The following is an 11,871-nucleotide window of genomic DNA, read 5'->3' as shown; positions in this document are numbered from 1 at the left end:
GCGGGGCCGCTTCAGTTAAGACGACATGGTGGGCAGACGCTGTCCCGTACCGGTTGGTATGGGACAGCGTTTCCGTTGTTATGAGAACCCTCGGAGCGCCATGAAACCTCCTGGAAATACTGACTGGTATCATTGATACCGACCGGTACGAATCAGTCTGGTGGTCGATCGAGTGATCGGATCCAGGTAGTTGAACGAAAGGAGGGGCTTCATGGCCGACGTACTAGCCATTGAGGACCTTCACAAGCACTTCGGAAGTGGGCCGCACGCGGTGAGAGCCAACGCCGGCGTCACCATGCGGGTGGGTGCCGGCGAGGTGGTCGGGCTCCTCGGGCACAACGGCGCGGGCAAGACCACGCTGGTCAACCAGGTGGTGGGGCTGCTGTGTCCGACCTCCGGGAGCATCAGGCTCGACGGGGTTGACGCCGTCGCCAACCCCGCTCTCGCCCGTCGCCTCACCAATGTCCAGGCGCAGGCCAATGTGCCCATCACCGGGCTCACGCCCCTGACGGCGATCGACCTCGTGGGGCGTATACGAGGAGGGCGTCCGCGTCAGACGCGCAGGCGCGCCGAAGAGCTGATCGACGCCCTCGACCTGGGGGAGTGGGCCAGGACTCCCGCGCAGAAGATCTCCGGCGGAGTCGCCCGTCTGACTGCCTTCGCCATGTGCGCCGTCGTCCCCGGGCGCCTGGTCATCCTCGATGAGCCCACCAATGATGTCGACCCGGTACGCCGGCGCCTGCTGTGGGACCAGATCCGTCTTCTGGCCGAGGCCGGGGCGGCGGTCCTCCTGGTGACCCACAACGTGCGGGAGGCCGAGCGGGCAGTCGACCGGCTCACCATCCTGGACCACGGCCACGTCATCGCCGAGGGAACCCCCGCGGCACTCGTGGCCGGCCACGGATCTCCCTTCGTCCTGGAGGTCAGCCGGACTCCCGGCCGGCGGATCGAGCCTCCCGCGGGAATGAGCCTGATGCAGCACGACGCCGTGCGAGCATCCGTGGCGGTGGACTCTCAGCGTACGACCCAGGCCGTGGAGTGGGCCGCTCAAGCCCTCAAGGACGGAGCGATCGAGCGCTACGAGCTGGCACCGATCTCGCTGGAGGACGTCTACGTCGATCTCACCGGGAGTGCGGGAGAGGAGGTGCGCCGTCATGCCGCCTGAACCGTGTGAATCCGCGGGAGTCCCGGCCCGTCCCGATGATTCGCGTCATCCCCGCGCTGCTACGTAGGCGCGGTGCGACTCCAGTCCCCAGAGAAACATGAAACGTAAGGAGAATCCGATGCCTGCTCCAACCAGTGCCACTGCTGAAGCGGCCCCGGTCAGTGAGACTGTTCTCGAGGTCGCGTCCCAGAAGACCTCGCTCTGGCGTCAGCTCGGCCTGCTCATCCAGTGGCAGTTCCGTCGCAGCCTGCCCGTGCTTCCTCTCTTCATCATCGTCCAGACGCTGCTGTCCGTCTCCATGGTCCTGGGATACGGGCTCATCGCGGGCCACCCAGGCCGCGAGGCGAGCCTCTACCTGGCCGGCGGCGGCCCGGCGATCGCGCTCATCTCGCTGGGCCTCATCATGACGCCTCAGTGGGTCTCCCAGTCCCGCACTGAGGGCAGCCTGGACTGGATGCGCACCCTGCCCGTCCCCAGGGTCGCCTTCCTCCTGGCAGACCTCGCGATCTGGACCGCTCTTGCACTGCCCGGCCTGGTTGTGGGCGTCCTCGTGGCCAACGCCCGCTTCGACGTCGACCTCGCCCCGCAGTGGTGGCTGGTGCCCGGCGCCGTGCTGGTCGCCCTGACAGCAGCCTGCATCGGATACGCCATCGCCACGCTCCTGGCTCCGGCCCTGGCTCAGATCCTCTCCCAGGTACTCGCTTTCGGCATCATGCTGTTCTCGCCCGTCAGCTTCCCCGCCGACAGGCTCCCCGACTGGGCCCAGGACATCCACCGCTGGTTGCCCTTCGAGCCCATGGCTCAGGTGGTGCGTGCCGGTCTGTTCTCCCACGACGCCACCATGCCCGCCCGTTCCTGGGGCCTCCTGGGCGGATGGTGCCTGGTGGCCGTCGCCGGAGCGTCATGGGCCCTGGGAAGGCGGCCCTGAGTCGGCCGGGATGCCCGAATGGTTGGAGCCCGGTGGGGGAAGTGACGAACGTGGAGGGGGAAGTGCCGTGAACCCCTTTCTGAGGGGCCTCCTCTACAGTGGGGGCATGACCGCCAGGAGCTCCGCCCGTGGGCCGAACAGTGACAGTGATGACTCCGGGGCCTCCGCCTCTGATGACATCAGGGAGGCGACGCGCGCCCTCAATGAGGCGATCACCGCCTTCTCCCGTGCGGTGGGGGCGGCCGGTCAGGGTGCGCGCCGGAGCAGTGAGAGTGCGGTAGCGGCCTCCCTGGACCTCGCCTCCCGGAAGCTGGCCTCCGCCTCCACTGCAGTCAGCGGAGCCGCCCTGGGTCGGAGCGGCGGGCGCCGTCGGAGCGAGGAGACCAGGGCGCGGATTCTTGCTGCTGCCAGGGAGGTCTTCGCTGCCAAGGGCTACGAGGGGGCGTCTGTCAGTGACATCGCCTCGGCGGCCGGATTCACCAAGGGCGCTTTCTATTCCTCCTTCCCCTCCAAGGAGGCCCTGTTCCTGGAGGTCGTCACCTGTGGTGAGGAGAGTCCGGATGAGGCCGCTCGCCAGATGGCGAGCCCCGAGCAGTGGGGCGAGCAGCTCCAGGAGCTTCCCATGGAGGATGTCGTCCTGCACCTGGAGACCTGGCTCTACGCGATTCGTCATGAGGACTCCCGGGACCGGCTGGCCGGCAGCTGGCGCCGCTGGCTGAGAGAGACCTCCCTCCTGGTGGCCCGTTCCCATGGACGCCGCGAGCCGAGCCAGCAGGATGAGGAGACGGCCTTCGGACTTCTGGCGGTGGGCATCTTCGGCCGCGTGAGCGCCGCAGCCACCACCTCGCAGGAGGTCGAACCCATCATCCAGCGCCTGTCCGAGCGGCTCCTTGAGGATGGCCGTGACTGATATGCCTCTCCGCCGAGAGCGGCATGTTTCGCCTAGAGACACGGACAACGGTTGTCTTCCGCGAACAGTGTCCTTCTCGATGAAGGAGGGGTCTCGCGGTCAGGCGACCTGTTCCCGGTAGCGGTGGACCACCAGTTCGGCGAGCGCCGGGTGGTCGCCGATGGGCGCGGCCACGACGTCGGCGCCCGTGGAGTGCAGGGCCCGGTGGAAACGTCCCTCCGCCAGCAGGTAGGTGGCCACTCCCACCCGCCTGGCACCTCGGGCCCGGGCCGTGCTCACCGCGTCACGGACGCTGGGGCGCGCAGCCGAGAGGTAGGCGGGTGTCACCTCGCGCCCCAGGCGCGCCTCGAGCAGGCGAGTGATGGTCTCAACCTCCTCCAGAGCCGCCGCGTGGCGCGACCCGGCCGCGCCCAGGACGATGTGGTCGAGTCCTGCAAGCCCGCCCAGGGGCGCCGATGCCTCGTGGAGACGCTGCGCGACGGCCTCCACCAGGTGCTCCTCGACCCCCAGGTGCCCGGTGACCGTCCCCGACCCGTGTCGTTCCACTGCGGCCGGTACGTCATGGACGACGTGATAGCCGCGGGCCAGGAAGAAGGGCAGCACCACCGGATCCACCAGCCCCTCCAGGGCCGTGGCCGGGTCCGGGGGCTGGAGCTCGATGTAGCCGGTGCGCACCTCCACCCCCGGCAGGATCGTGCCGACGCGCTCAGCGGTACGCGACAGGACCGAGGACGGCCCGGGCCGGCGCGAGCCGTGGGCCAGCAGCACCAGGGGACGAGTGCTCATGCCGGCTCCACCGCCAGAACCGCGTGCGTGTGAGGACGAGTCGGCTCGACCGGCCTCGGGGTGACGGGACCGCCGGCGGCGATCGCCTCCTCCAGGACGGTAGCCTCAGGCTCGTGGCCGCCTAGAGGATCGGTGCGGACCTCCTCAAGCACCTGCTCGGTCTCCTCTCGAATCTCTGTAGCGGTGGCGCGTGCCTTGCGGACCGCCAGGGTCAGGAAGGCCACCCAGATCACCCCGAGCGCGCCGTACAACACGACCCCGGTTCGGGCCGAGGCCTCGGACCAGGACAGTAGCACCCGCAGGTTCGTGGCCAGGATCAGCCCGCCGACGGCGGTGCCCAGCACCGCTCCGGGCAGGCGGGAGACCAGCCAGGCGGAGATCGGTGCGGCCACGAGCCCACCGGCCAGCAGGGTCAGGACGATGCCGAGGCTGATGCCCGCGGTGCCCAGTCCGGTGAGGAAACCGGCCGAGGCCGCCACCGTCACCAGGAACTCCGAGGCCCCCACCGAGCCGACCACGGTGCGCGGTGCCGTGCGACCACCCGTGAGCAGCGTCGTCGTCACCACCGGCCCCCAGCCGCCACCACCGGTGGCGTCAACGAAACCGCCCACCAGTCCCAGGGGAACCAGGAGCCGCCTACCGTGCGGGGATCGCCGGCTACCGGATCCGCTGGGCGGGCGCAGTGCGAAGCGCCCCAGGACATAGGTCCCCAGCAGTATCAGCAGGCTCGCCGTCACCGGGGTCGCCGCGCGGGTCGACAGGTGAGACAGAACCGTGGCGCCGCTGAAGGCTCCCACCGCACCGGGCAGCCCCAGCCGGACCACCAGGCGAGGATCGGTGTTGCCCAGCCTCCAGTGGGAGGCCCCCGAGGCCAGGGTCGTGCCGATCTCAGCCAGGTGCACTGAGGCCGAGGCCAGTGCCGGGCTCAGCCCGGCCAGAAGCAGCAGGGAGGAGGAGGTCATGCCATACCCCATCCCGAGAGATCCATCGACCAGCTGGGCGGCCAGGCCGACGAGGGCGAGAAGAACAAGCTTGCGCATCAGAGACTCCAGGACATTCAGTCTGCATGCGCCGAAGAGGACTCATGCGGCCGGACTCGCCGGCCGAGCCTCCTCGACGACTCGGTCAGCCCAGTACGGGCTCAGAGTGACGACGTCGCCGATGACGATGACCGCGGGGGCGGTCACGCCGTACCGGGCGGCGACGTCGGCCAGACATCGCAGCTCGGTGGTGGTCACACGCTGGTCGGGGTGATAACCGCGCTCGATGATCGCCGCCGGAGTGGCCGGATCGCTGCCGGCCTCCAGCAGGGAGGCGACCGAGTCCCGCAGCCGGGAGACCCCCATGAGCAGGATGAGGGTGTGGTCGCGGCGCTGGGGGAGCACCCCCAGATCCGCATGAGCCGTGATGACCGAGAAGCCGCGCGACAGCCCCCGGTGGGTGACGGGGATCCCCGCCGCCGCAGGCACGGCGATGGCGCTGGTGATCCCCGGGACGACCTCGACGGCCACGTCGGCTGCACGGCAGGCGGCCGCCTCCTCCCCGCCACGCCCGAGCACGTAGGGGTCGCCGCCCTTGAGACGGACCACCCCCTTGCCGCGGCGGGCCAGGTCGACCAGGAGCGCGTCGATCTCCTCCTGACTCATGACGTGCCGGCCGCGCCGCTTGGAGGCGTCGATGACCTCCGTGCCGGGGTCAAGGTCCTCCAGGAGGTCGCGGGGCGCCAGCGCGTCGACGACAACCACGTCCGCCCGGCCCAACAGCTCCAGGCCTCGGGCGGTGATGAGGCCGCTGCTGCCCGGGCCGCCGCCCACCAGGGCCACCCAGCCATCCGCGGAACCCGCCGAACCGGCAGAGCCGTCGGGTACATGGGGAGAGACGTCGTGGGTCATGCCTCAGCCCCTGCCTGAGGAGGCGGCCGCAGCCGGTTCTCCGCGCCCTGCGCCTGCCAGCTGCACCATGCCCGCGCCGAGCGTGCCTCCCTCGTGGGCGTCGATGAGGAGGAAGGCGCCGTCAGACCTGGAGACCGAGTAGTCGGCCAAGGGCACCGGCGAGGCCAGACGCAGCCGCACCAGGCCGATGTCGTTGAGCTCCAGGCGGTCAGCCGGCACCGTGGTCAGGTCATCCAGGTCGAGGCGCCCGTCAATGGCACGCACGATCGCCTGGACCGTCTGAGCGCCGTGCTTGAGCAGCACTCGTGCCCGGGGGCGCAGGGGCTCCTCGCTCAGCCAGGACACGCGGGCGTCGACCTCGGTGAGCACCTGGGGCGCGTCCCCCGCCGCAGCCAGGGTGTCACCGCGGGCGATGTCGATATCGTCGGTCAGGCGAACCGTCACCGACTGGCCCTCAACGGCCTCCTCCAGGCTGCGCTCGCCCAGGTCGATGCCGGCCACGCGCGAGTGCCTGCCTGATGGCAGCACCACCACGGGGTCGCCGACGCGCACCGTGCCCGAGGCGATCCGCCCGGCGTAGCCGCGGTAGTCACGCAGCTCTGGCGCCGGCGCCGCCCCCTGGGGGCGGATGACCAGCTGGACCGGCAGGCGGAAGGCTCCCTCCTCGCGGGCGGTGGGCAGGGACTCCAGAAGCCCCAGCAGGGTCGGCCCCTCGTAGAAGGGCGTGCTGGTCGAGGCCTCGACGATGTTGTCCCCCAGGAGCGCGGAGGTCGGCAGGACATGGATCTCAGCCACGCCCAGCTCGGCTGCCACGGCGCGGATATCGGCCTCGATGGCCGCGTAGACCTCGGCGGAGAAGTCCACCAGGTCGATCTTGTTGACCGCGACGATGACGTGTGGGACCCGCAGGAGGGCGGCGACCGCCAGGTGGCGGCGCGTCTGCTCCAGGACCCCGTTGCGGGCGTCCACCAGCAGCACGACGACGTCGGCCGTGGAGCATCCGGTGACCGTGTTGCGGGTGTACTGCACGTGCCCGGGGCAGTCGGCCAGGATGAAGGAGCGCTGCGGGGTGGCGAAGTAGCGGTAGGCGACGTCGATCGTGATGCCCTGCTCCCGCTCGGCCCGCAGCCCGTCGGTCAGCAGCGCGAGGTCGGCGCTGGTCAGGCCCCGATCCAGGCTGACCTGCTCGACGGCGGCCAGCTGGTCGCGCAGCACGGACTTGGAGTCGAACAGCAGGCGGCCCACGAGCGTGGACTTGCCGTCGTCGACGCTGCCGGCCGTGGCCAGCCGCAGCAGTGAGCCGGCGGCGGCGGCGCGTGCCTCGGCCTCGGCAGGGATGTCGGTGAGGGTGGGGGTGCTCATCAGAAGTAGCCCTCCTTCTTGCGGTCCTCCATGGCCGCCTCGCTCAGGCGGTCATCGGCGCGGGTGGCTCCCCGCTCGGTCAGGGTGGAGGCGGCGACCTCCAGAACGATGTCGTGGTTGGTGGCGGCGGTGGACTCGACGGCGCCGGTGCAGGACATGTCGCCCACAGTGCGGTAGCGCACGGTGCGGGTGACGACCTGCTCGCCGTCGCGCAGCCGGTTGACGCCGCCGGCCGCCAGCCACATCCCGTCACGCAGGAAGACCTCGCGCTCATGGGCGTAGTAGAGGCCGGGCAGGGCGATGTCCTCGCGCTCGATGTAGCGCCACACGTCCAGCTCGGTCCAGTTGCTCAAGGGGAAGACCCGCACGTGCTCACCGGGGCGGTGGCGGGGGTTGAGCAGGTTCCACAGCTCGGGGCGCTGGTTGCGCGGGTCCCACTGGCCGAACTCGTCGCGCAGGGAGACGATGCGCTCCTTGGCCCGGGCCTTCTCCTCGTCGCGGCGCCCGCCGCCGAAGACGCCGTCGAAGCCGCCCTCCTCGATGGCGTCGAGAAGCGGGATCGTCTGGAGCGGGTTGCGGGTGCCGTCGGTGCGCTCGCGCAGACGGCCGTCGTCGATGTAGTCCTGGACGCGGGCCACCACGAGCCGCAGACCGAGCTCCTCGACCGTCCGGTCGCGGTAGGCCAGCAGCTCGGGGAAGTTGTGGCCGGTGTCCACGTGCAGGACGGGGAAAGGGATCGGAGCGGGCCAGAAGGCCTTGCGCGCCAGGTGCAGCATGACCACGGAGTCCTTGCCCCCGGAGAACAGCAGCACGGGGCGGCGGCACTCGGCGGCGATCTCCCGGATGACGAGGATGGCCTCGGCCTCCAGGACGTCAAGGATGTCCAGGGCCTCAGTGGTGGCGGGGGCCTGGGAGAGGTCGGCCAGGCCGGCCGGTTCGAGCTCCGGCGTCTGATGGGGGACGGAGGAGGGGGCCGGACGGGTGTGGGTCAGGGTGATGCTCATAGGTGGATTCCGCATTCTGTCTTGGTGAATCCGGCCCAGCGGCCGGAACGGGGGTCGTCTCCGGGTTTGACTCGCGCCGTGCACGGGGCGCAGCCGATCGAGGGGTAGCCGTCGTACAGGAGGGGGTTGATGAGCACGCCGTGCTGGTCGGCGTAGCCGGTCAGCTCCTCCATGCTCCAGGCGGCCAGGGGGTTGATCTTGACGATCTCGTGGGTGGCGTCCCAGCCGATCAGCGGTGTGTGGGTGCGGGTGGGGGCGTCCTCGCGGCGCACCCCGGTGGCCCAGGCCTCGTAGCCGCTCAGGGCCCTCGCCAGCGGCTCGACCTTGCGCAGACGGCAGCAGGCGGCCGGGTCCCGTGACCACAGATCCGGCCCGTAGCGCTCATCCTGCTCGGCCAGGCTCAGCTCGGGAGTCACGTCGACGACGGTGACGTCCATGGTGGCGGCCACGGCGTCGCGGGTGCCCACGGTCTCGGTGAAGTGGTAGCCGGTGTCCAGGAAGAGGACGTCGACGCCGGGAAGGACCCGGGAGACCACGTGCGGCAGGACGGCGTCGGCCATGGAGCAGGCCACGGCCAGCGTGTTGGGGAAGTTCTGGGCCGCCCACTGGGCGACGTCGAGGGCCGGGGCGTCGTCACCGAGCTCGCGCGCACCGGCCTCGGCTAGGGCTCGCAGCTCCTCGGTGGACCGCCGCGGGGCCGAGCCGGCTCCCCGTGACCTCGAGGCGGCAGGAGCGCGGTGAGCCAGGTTCAGGGATGCCCGGGCGCTGTCAGTGGTTGCGGCGCTCACTGTAGGGCCTCCTCATCGGCTCGGTGCGCCCACTGGGCGAAGCTCTCCTCGGGGAGGCGCTGGTCCAGGTAGCGGCGCACCAGGCGCTCGACGTAGTCGACCAGGCCGGAGGCGGGAACCTTCAGGCCCCGCACCGTGCGACCCAGGCCGGCCTCGGCGCGCCCGTCGGAGGCCAGGCCACCGCCCAGGTGCACCTGGAAGCCGGGCATCTGCTCGCCGTCGACCGTGATGATCTGGCCCTTGAGGCCGATGTCCGCGATCTGGATGCGGGCGCAGGAGTTCGGGCAGCCGTTGATGGTCAGGGTGATGCGCCGCTCCAGGTCGGTGTCGGCCAGGCGCGCGTCGAGCTCGGCCGAGACGCGCGCCGCCAGCTTCTTGGTCTCCACGATCGCGAACTTGCAGAACTCCAGCCCGGTGCAGGCCAGGGTCGAGCGGGTGAAGGCGCCCGGATCGGGATCGAGCCCCAGCTCGCGCAGGCCGGTGACGGCGTCGTCGACCTTCTCGGCAGGAACGTCCAGGAGCAGCAGGTTCTGCAGCGGGGTGGTGCGCACCCGGTTGGAGCCGACCCGCTCGGCCAAGTCGGCCAGGCCCAGCAGGACGTCCCCGCTCAACCGGCCGACGGGCGGCTTGGCCCCCACCCAGAAGCGGCCGTCCTTCTGCTCGTGGACGCCGATGTGGTCGGAGTCCCCGCTCGGCTCCTCAGGAGCCGGCCCGTCAGGCAGGGCGCGCCCCAGGTAGTCGTCCTGGAGGACCTGGCGGAACTTCTCCGGCCCCCACTCGGCCATGAGGAACTTCAGCCGGGCCTTGTTGCGCAGGCGACGGTAGCCGTAGTCGCGGAAGATGCGGATGACGCCGTACCAGACGTCGAGAACGTCCTCAGGCGTGACGAAGGCCCCCAGCCGCTGGCCCAGACGCGGGGCGGTCGACAGGGCGCCGGCCACCCACAGGTCGTAACCGGGACCGAGCTCGGGGTGGTTGACGCCGACGAAGGAGACGTCGTTGATCTCGTGGAGGATGTCGAGGCTGGGGGAGCCGGTGATGGCCGTCTTGAACTTGCGGGGCAGATTGGCCAGCTCGGGGTCACCCAGGTAGGTGTCCTTGATGGCACGGGCCAGCGGGGTCGGATCGATGACCTCGTCCTTGGCGATGCCGGCCACCGGGGAGACCAGGAACCCCCGAGGCGTGTCCCCGCAGCCCTCGACCGTGGTCAGCCCCACCGACTCCAGGCGCCGCCACAGCTCTGGGACATTGTCGATCTCCACCCAGTGCAGCTGGATGTTCTGCCGGTCGGTGATGTCGGCGGTGCCGCGGGCGAAGTCGTTGGAGACCGAGCCGAGCACCTGCAGCTGCTCGCGGCTCAGGCTCCCACCGTCCAGGCGCACCCGCTGCATGAAGTAGCGGTCGGAGAGCTCGGAGGCGTCCAGCTGGGCGGTGCGGCCGCCGTCGATCCCCTGCTTGCGCTGGGTGTACAGACCCCACCAGCGGAAACGGCCGTTGAGGTCATCGGGTGCGATGCTCTCGTAGCCGCCGGGACCGTAGATGCGCATGATCCGGTCGCGCACCGCCAGCGGGTCCCCGTCCTGCTTGAAGGCCTCGTTGTCATTGAGCGGCTTGCGCCCGTCGAGGGCCCACTGGCCGTTGGAGCGGGCCTTGCGCGGCGGGCGCAGGGTGCGGGCGGGTGGTGTGACGGTGGTGGTCATTGCTCCTCCATGACGGTGGCGTGTCATTGGCGTATGAGGAGCGTCCGGGGGCGGCCTGGTGTGCTGCTGCGTGTAGAGCCTGCAGGGCCGTTCGGTTGGCGTCAGCCGTCTCAACGGGGCCTTCCGGACGCTTCATTGCGCCGGATACCTCGTTGCGGGGGTGAAGTCCCCGTGGTGTCAGGCGCTGGTCAGGCCCGACAACACATGACCGCATGGGCACGCAGAAGATCAGCGGGATAGGTACCGCTGAAGAGTGCTGCGTGAGAGAAGGTCATGGCCGAAACATTAACCATGCTTTTACCTGGCGACAAGCAGGAATGATCTGTGCTTCGAGTCACGGCAGGGGTGTTGGGGGTGCACTTTACCCCGTCAGGACGCGGAAAAAGATCGTGCTGCCGCACGTGGCACCGGTGGTGGCGTGCGGCAGCGGATAGGCGGGATATGGGACCTTGGGCCCGGTGCTGGGCCCGGGGCTGCGATCAGGCGCCCAGCTCGCGGTCCCTCTCGGCGATGGCCTCGAAGGCGCGCACGACGGCGTCGGAGAAACCGGCCCGCTCCAGGGCCACCATGCCCGCCACTGTTGTCCCGCCGGGGGAGCAGACCGCGTCAATGAGGTCGGCCGGGGTACGGCCGTGACCTCCCTCGGCGGTGCGCTGAGCCTCGGTCTGCACGGTGCGGGCGGTCCCCAGCACCGCCTGTGCCACGATCTGGACGGCCTGGGCCTTGGGGATGCCGCCCATGACGCCGGCGCGCGCCAGGGCGTCGATGAAGGCGCACACCAGGGCGGGGGAGGAGCCCGCCAGGCCGATGAAGGAGGAGAAGTCTTTCTCCTCCAGGATCACGGTGCGACCGATGGTCTCCATGAGGGTGCGCACCGTCTCCAGGTCCTGGGCGCTCGCACTGCTGCCCGGTGCCAGCGCCGTCATCGACTCACCCACAGAGGCGGCCATGTTCGGCATGGTGCGCACCACCCGGGTTCCGCCCGGCAGCATCGACTCCAGGCGCTCCACGGGCACGCCGGCCGCGATGGAGACCACCAGGGGGCGGCTGGCGGCGATGGCCTCCGACAGCCGGGGCAGGACATCGGGAATGACGTAGGGCTTGAGGCCCACGATGAGGACGTCGCTGCGTGAGACCAGCTCGGCGGCGTCGGGCACGTGGACGGCCCCGACCTGCCCTGCCAGGCGCTCGGCAGAGCCGTGCTTACTGGTCAGCAGCAGGTGCCCGGCCGGTGTTCCCGCAGCCACAGCCCCTCGCACAATGGCGCTGACCATGTTGCCGGCGCCGATGAACCCGATACGCATGAAGGCCTCCTGCTCGTGAGCGACATGAGGCC

Annotated in this window: 11 protein-coding genes; 3 read left to right on the top strand and 8 right to left on the bottom strand. The window is 70.3% G+C overall.

Going from position 1 to position 11,871, the window contains the following annotated elements; genetic code table 11:
• Nucleotides 1-211: 211 nt before the first annotated feature.
• The 3 genes from HW274_RS08635 to HW274_RS08625 all read left to right on the top strand — a co-directional run bounded on the left by HW274_RS08635 (nt 212) and on the right by HW274_RS08625 (nt 3,003).
• Nucleotides 212-1,165 carry an ABC transporter ATP-binding protein gene (locus tag HW274_RS08635; protein ID WP_185988599.1) on the top strand — a complete coding sequence of 318 codons (954 nt, stop codon included), beginning with the start codon at nt 212-214 and terminating at the stop codon, nt 1,163-1,165.
• A gap of 118 nt (nt 1,166-1,283) precedes the next feature.
• Nucleotides 1,284-2,093: an ABC transporter permease gene (locus HW274_RS08630; RefSeq protein ID WP_003786563.1), complete on the top strand. Its 810-nt coding sequence runs from the start codon at nt 1,284-1,286 to the stop codon at nt 2,091-2,093.
• Between the two features lie 106 nt (nt 2,094-2,199).
• Nucleotides 2,200-3,003: a TetR/AcrR family transcriptional regulator gene (locus HW274_RS08625; protein WP_185988598.1), complete on the top strand. Its 804-nt coding sequence runs from the start codon at nt 2,200-2,202 to the stop codon at nt 3,001-3,003.
• A 99-nt stretch (nt 3,004-3,102) separates the two neighbouring features.
• Here the strand turns inward: HW274_RS08625 and HW274_RS08620 are convergent, their stop codons facing one another.
• The 8 genes from HW274_RS08620 to proC all read right to left on the bottom strand — a co-directional run bounded on the left by HW274_RS08620 (nt 3,103) and on the right by proC (nt 11,839).
• On the bottom strand, nt 3,103-3,789 hold the full coding sequence (locus HW274_RS08620; protein WP_185988597.1) for a sirohydrochlorin chelatase: 687 nt from the start codon (nt 3,787-3,789) through the stop codon (nt 3,103-3,105).
• Complete coding sequence (locus HW274_RS08615) at nt 3,786-4,829, bottom strand: sulfite exporter TauE/SafE family protein (protein ID WP_185988596.1); 1,044 nt, start codon at nt 4,827-4,829, stop codon at nt 3,786-3,788. Before HW274_RS08615 ends, HW274_RS08620 begins: the two co-directional genes overlap by 4 nt.
• 42 nt (nt 4,830-4,871) lie before the next feature.
• Nucleotides 4,872-5,681 carry a uroporphyrinogen-III C-methyltransferase gene (cobA, locus tag HW274_RS08610; RefSeq protein WP_185988595.1) on the bottom strand — a complete coding sequence of 270 codons (810 nt, stop codon included), beginning with the start codon at nt 5,679-5,681 and terminating at the stop codon, nt 4,872-4,874.
• A gap of 3 nt (nt 5,682-5,684) precedes the next feature.
• The gene (locus HW274_RS08605; RefSeq protein WP_185988594.1) at nt 5,685-7,043 is read right to left on the bottom strand and encodes a sulfate adenylyltransferase subunit 1; all 1,359 of its coding nucleotides are present in this window, start codon (nt 7,041-7,043) and stop codon (nt 5,685-5,687) included.
• Nucleotides 7,043-8,047: a sulfate adenylyltransferase subunit CysD gene (cysD, locus tag HW274_RS08600; protein WP_075254929.1), complete on the bottom strand. Its 1,005-nt coding sequence runs from the start codon at nt 8,045-8,047 to the stop codon at nt 7,043-7,045. The genes HW274_RS08605 and cysD overlap by 1 nt, the downstream gene beginning before the upstream one ends.
• On the bottom strand, nt 8,044-8,835 hold the full coding sequence (locus HW274_RS08595) for a phosphoadenylyl-sulfate reductase (protein WP_185988593.1): 792 nt from the start codon (nt 8,833-8,835) through the stop codon (nt 8,044-8,046). The genes cysD and HW274_RS08595 overlap by 4 nt, the downstream gene beginning before the upstream one ends.
• Nucleotides 8,832-10,535: a nitrite/sulfite reductase gene (locus HW274_RS08590; RefSeq protein WP_003786542.1), complete on the bottom strand. Its 1,704-nt coding sequence runs from the start codon at nt 10,533-10,535 to the stop codon at nt 8,832-8,834. The genes HW274_RS08595 and HW274_RS08590 overlap by 4 nt, the downstream gene beginning before the upstream one ends.
• A 479-nt stretch (nt 10,536-11,014) precedes the next feature.
• Nucleotides 11,015-11,839 (bottom strand): pyrroline-5-carboxylate reductase, encoded by an 825-nt coding sequence (proC, locus tag HW274_RS08585; protein WP_185988592.1) that lies wholly within the window; start codon nt 11,837-11,839, stop codon nt 11,015-11,017.
• Nucleotides 11,840-11,871: the final 32 nt, after the last annotated feature.

This window comes from Actinomyces sp. oral taxon 169 (genome assembly GCF_013394715.1).
GTDB lineage: Bacteria > Actinomycetota > Actinomycetes > Actinomycetales > Actinomycetaceae > Actinomyces.
Note: the sequence above shows the minus strand (reverse complement) of the source record. Positions and strands in the feature narration are given on the sequence as shown.

Bases quoted from the DNA above. Each gene is read 5' to 3' on its own strand.
- proC (WP_185988592.1), bottom strand. From the start codon at position 11,839: ATGCGTATCGGGTTCATCGGCGCCGGCAACATGGTCAGCGCCATTGTG.
- HW274_RS08625 (WP_185988598.1), top strand. From the start codon at position 2,200: ATGACCGCCAGGAGCTCCGCCCGTGGGCCGAACAGTGACAGTGATGAC.
- HW274_RS08615 (WP_185988596.1), bottom strand. From the start codon at position 4,829: ATGCGCAAGCTTGTTCTTCTCGCCCTCGTCGGCCTGGCCGCCCAGCTG.
- cysD (WP_075254929.1), bottom strand. From the start codon at position 8,047: ATGAGCATCACCCTGACCCACACCCGTCCGGCCCCCTCCTCCGTCCCC.
- cobA (WP_185988595.1), bottom strand. From the start codon at position 5,681: ATGACCCACGACGTCTCTCCCCATGTACCCGACGGCTCTGCCGGTTCG.
- HW274_RS08635 (WP_185988599.1), top strand. From the start codon at position 212: ATGGCCGACGTACTAGCCATTGAGGACCTTCACAAGCACTTCGGAAGT.
- HW274_RS08630 (WP_003786563.1), top strand. From the start codon at position 1,284: ATGCCTGCTCCAACCAGTGCCACTGCTGAAGCGGCCCCGGTCAGTGAG.
- HW274_RS08620 (WP_185988597.1), bottom strand. From the start codon at position 3,789: ATGAGCACTCGTCCCCTGGTGCTGCTGGCCCACGGCTCGCGCCGGCCC.
- HW274_RS08590 (WP_003786542.1), bottom strand. From the start codon at position 10,535: ATGACCACCACCGTCACACCACCCGCCCGCACCCTGCGCCCGCCGCGC.
- HW274_RS08605 (WP_185988594.1), bottom strand. From the start codon at position 7,043: ATGAGCACCCCCACCCTCACCGACATCCCTGCCGAGGCCGAGGCACGC.